Consider the following 3,840-nt stretch of genomic DNA (forward strand, 5'->3'; position numbering starts at 1 on the left):
TATAAAAAGATAATATTATTAAATATTTTATCGGTTTTTTTGATAGCTTTGGGAGAAATCGGAATACCTTTTGTTATAGGTAAAATGGTTATTGAAAAAACCTTAGAAGGTCAAGAATTTACCGATGTTATTTTAATTTTAATTTTTTTAGTTATTTTTGGTATTTTAGGGAATTTAATAGTTAATTATTGCTCCTCTAAAGTATCTTCTTTAGTTTTTAACAATTTAAGCAGTGATGTCTTCAAAAAAATTCAAACTTTGTCAGTAGCAGATGTTCAAAGTTTAGGCGTTTCTAGGTTAATGAATCGTAGTACTTCTGATGTAGATCAAATAGTAAACTTTATCGCTACTTTTTATAGAGCTGCGATTGTGGCGCCAATTATGTTAATCATTAGTTTAACCTTAATTTGTCGTATTTCTGTTCCGCTTTCTACTATTATTATTTTTGCGGTACCTATTTTTATAATAATTTTAGCTATCGTTATGACTAAAAATTATAAATTATCCAAAAAACAACAAAAACAATTAGAAGATATTAATGCTAATATTCGAGAAAATATAACTGGCGTTAAAATTATTAAAACTTTAAACCGCTCTGAATATGAAGAAGAAAAATTTGAAAAAATGAATTCTAATTATATGGATGTCATTATCAAATTATTTAATTCTATGTTAACCATTGAGCCTTTTTTCTATTTATTGTTGAATATATCTATTTTAATTACAATTTTTTATGGAGCTTTTTTATTGAAAACAGTTGGTCAACATGGTTTGACATTAGGATATTTATACAACGTTCTTAACTTACAATACCACATTTTATTTTCTATTTTAAATTTCTTATTTTTATTTATGATGTTTTCTAAAACAGTTGTTTCTTCTAAAAAAATAGAAACTTTATTAGCGATGGAACCTTCTGTTCAAAATAATCCTCATAAAGTAGAACCATTAGAAAAAATTACTGATTTAGAATTTGATAATGTTAGTTTTAATTTCCCTAATTCTTCGTTTTCTATTTTAGATAATATTAATTTTAAAGCTAAAACATCAGAATTAATAGCTGTGGTAGGTTCAACTGGTTCCGGCAAAAGTACTTTAATTAATTTAATACCTCGTTTAATGGATCCTACATCAGGTTCTATTAAAATCAATAATATAGATATTAAAAATTATGATGTAGCGAATTTAAGAGATAAAATCGGCTTTGTTTCGCAGAAAAACATTTTATTTAAAGGAACTATTGAAAGTAATTTATCTTTCGGTCAAGAAAATGCTGATGAATCAGAAATGTTAGAGAAAGCGAAAATGGCTAAATCATACGACTTTATTCAAAGTAAAGAAAAACAGTTAAAAGAATTTGTTAGCGAATTGGGTTCCAATTTTTCTGGCGGACAAAAACAAAGGCTTTCAATTACAAGAACTTTTTTAAAAACACCAGATGTTTATATTTTTGATGATTCTTTTTCTGCTTTAGATTATCAAACAGATTTAGCTATTAGACAAAACTTTGTTCATTTTAGAAAAAACTCTATTATTATCATAGTAGCACAAAGATTAACTTCTGTTTTAAACGCTGATAAAATAATTGTTTTAGATCATGGTAAAGTAGTTGATATAGGTACGCATAAAGAATTAATGCAAAGATGCGAAATTTACAAAAACATTGCAATATCACAAAAAATAAAAGAGGTTTTATTGTGAAACAATTATTCAGTTATTTAAAAAAATTTAAAGCTAAGATCTACATCAGTATTTTTTTAATTTTTTTAGTAGCTCTTACTAGTTCGGCTGTGGTTATTTATGAAGGAAAATATGTCATCGATTACATTAAGAAACATTACGCTAATGATTCAACGACGCTAGAAGATTTTCTTCAAACTTTAGGAATTTATCTGTTAGGAAATTTATTATTATATGTAATGGCTACTATAGGTAGATTTATTTATAATAAATTACTGATAACTGCTATTCATAGTTCTGTGAAAGATCTACGTGAAGATTTACATAAAAAAATTCATAGATTACCGATTAAATTTTTTGATCAAAACGCGGTTGGAAATGTGATGAGCATTATTACGAATGATGTGGAAATGGTGGCTAATGGTTTACAACAATCCACTATTGCTTTAATTTGTGCTTTTTTTAACATGATTTTAATTATTATTGTTATGTTTTGGGCTAATTTGCCATTAGGTATATTAGTGTCTTTAATGATTCCTTCTGCTTTAATCGTTATTTTCATTATGAATAAAAAATCCCGTAATATTTTCATTGAAAGATATGAAAAAACAGGCGAATATGTAGGTTTTTTACAAGAAAAATATACCGGTCATAAAGAAATCGCTTTATTCAATCAACAAGAAAACGTTATTCAAGAATTTGAAGAAATTAACACAGAATTAAAGCAAAACATTTTTAAATCCAACTTTATATCTGGTTTAGTAATGCCGATTGTGAGTGGTTTTACTTATATTATGGTTTCTCTAGTGGTTATTGTTGGGATTGTGTTAATGCGCAAAGAGGGAGTGGAAAATCATTTCTTAGGTAAAATGGGTTTTTCAGTCATTCAATTAGGTTTATTTCAAGGCTTTATTCAATATGTTTGGCGTTTAGGCCATCCTATTAACGATTTAAGTCAAATTTTTGTAGTTTTACAATCCACTAGAGCCGCTGGTAGAAGAATTTTTCGATTTTTAGGCGAACCAGAAGAAAAAGAAAATCCTGATGCTTTAACTTTAGAAAAAGTAGAAGGATATGTAAATTTTTCTGATGTTTCCTTTAATTATTCAGCCGATAAACCTATTATTAAAAAAATGAATTTAAAGGTTGATAAAAATAAAATGGTGGCTGTTGTGGGTCCTACAGGCTCAGGTAAAACTACTTTAATTAATTTATTAGTTAGATTTTATGATGCTACTTCCGGCAACATTAAAATTGATGGTGTAGATATTAAAGATTTGAAAAAAGCAAATTTACGTGATATTATTGGAATAGTTTTACAAGATTCTTGGTTATTTAACGGCACTATTTTAGAAAACATAAGATATGGTAATTTAAACGCTACTGATGAACAAGTTATTGAAGCAGCTAAAAAAGCTAAAGTTCATGACTTTATTATGGCTAAAAAAGATGGTTACCAAACAGTAATTAATGAAGAAACAACTAATTTATCACAAGGGGAAAAGCAACTTCTCGCCATAGCGCGCACTATTTTACGTAATCCAGCTATTTTAATTTTAGACGAAGCTACGTCCACTATTGATACTAGAATTGAAATGATTTTACAAGAATCTATACAAAAGTTATTGTCCGAAAGAACATCTTTTGTTATTGCTCACCGTTTGTCTACAATTGTGAACGCCGATATAATAGTAGTTTTAGAAAATGGAGCAATTATCGAACAAGGAACGCATCAAGAATTATTAGCTAAACAAGGGTTTTATTATAACCTTTATCAAAGTCAATTTCAAAAATCATAATAAATTGGCTTTTACCTGTTTTAGGTTTTGTTATTCTTGTTGCTATTTTTTTAGCTCATAAGGGTTATATATATTGCTAAATAAAAAGGAGAAAAAATAATAACTTTAAGACAATTATTAACATTTATTGCTTTATAGTGGAATATATGTGTTTATCTTGTATAAATTTGGTTTTATTGTGCCTGATAGTACTAAAATAACATGGTTGAAATAAGCAATATTTAAAAATATTGCTTATTTTCATAAAGGATTTTATAATGAGAAATAATAATCAATTTATTAGATAATTTTATTTGTTTATTGATGGGTTCTATTGTTGGTATTTTTATATATGTTAATTTTATCGCAAAGATCGGAAGAG

2 protein-coding genes are annotated in these 3,840 nt (G+C 26.8%); both read left to right on the forward strand.

Features of this window, described 5'->3' with window-relative positions; genetic code table 11:
* The coding region (locus RI68_RS02005; protein WP_017193583.1) for an ABC transporter ATP-binding protein at positions 1–1,701 on the forward strand (1,701 nt) is incomplete at its 5' end.
* Positions 1,644–3,479, forward strand: coding sequence for an ABC transporter ATP-binding protein (locus tag RI68_RS02010; protein ID WP_017193584.1), 1,836 nt, complete (start codon positions 1,644–1,646; stop codon positions 3,477–3,479). The genes RI68_RS02005 and RI68_RS02010, both read left to right, overlap by 58 nt.
* Positions 3,480–3,840: the final 361 nt, after the last annotated feature.

Source organism: Vaccinium witches'-broom phytoplasma str. VAC, from assembly GCF_000309405.1.
Taxonomy (GTDB): domain Bacteria; phylum Bacillota_I; class Bacilli_A; order Acholeplasmatales; family Acholeplasmataceae; genus Phytoplasma.

Coding starts and splice junctions, on each gene's coding strand:
- RI68_RS02010 (WP_017193584.1), top strand. CDS start 1,644: ATGCGAAATTTACAAAAACATTGCAATATCACAAAAAATAAAAGAGGT.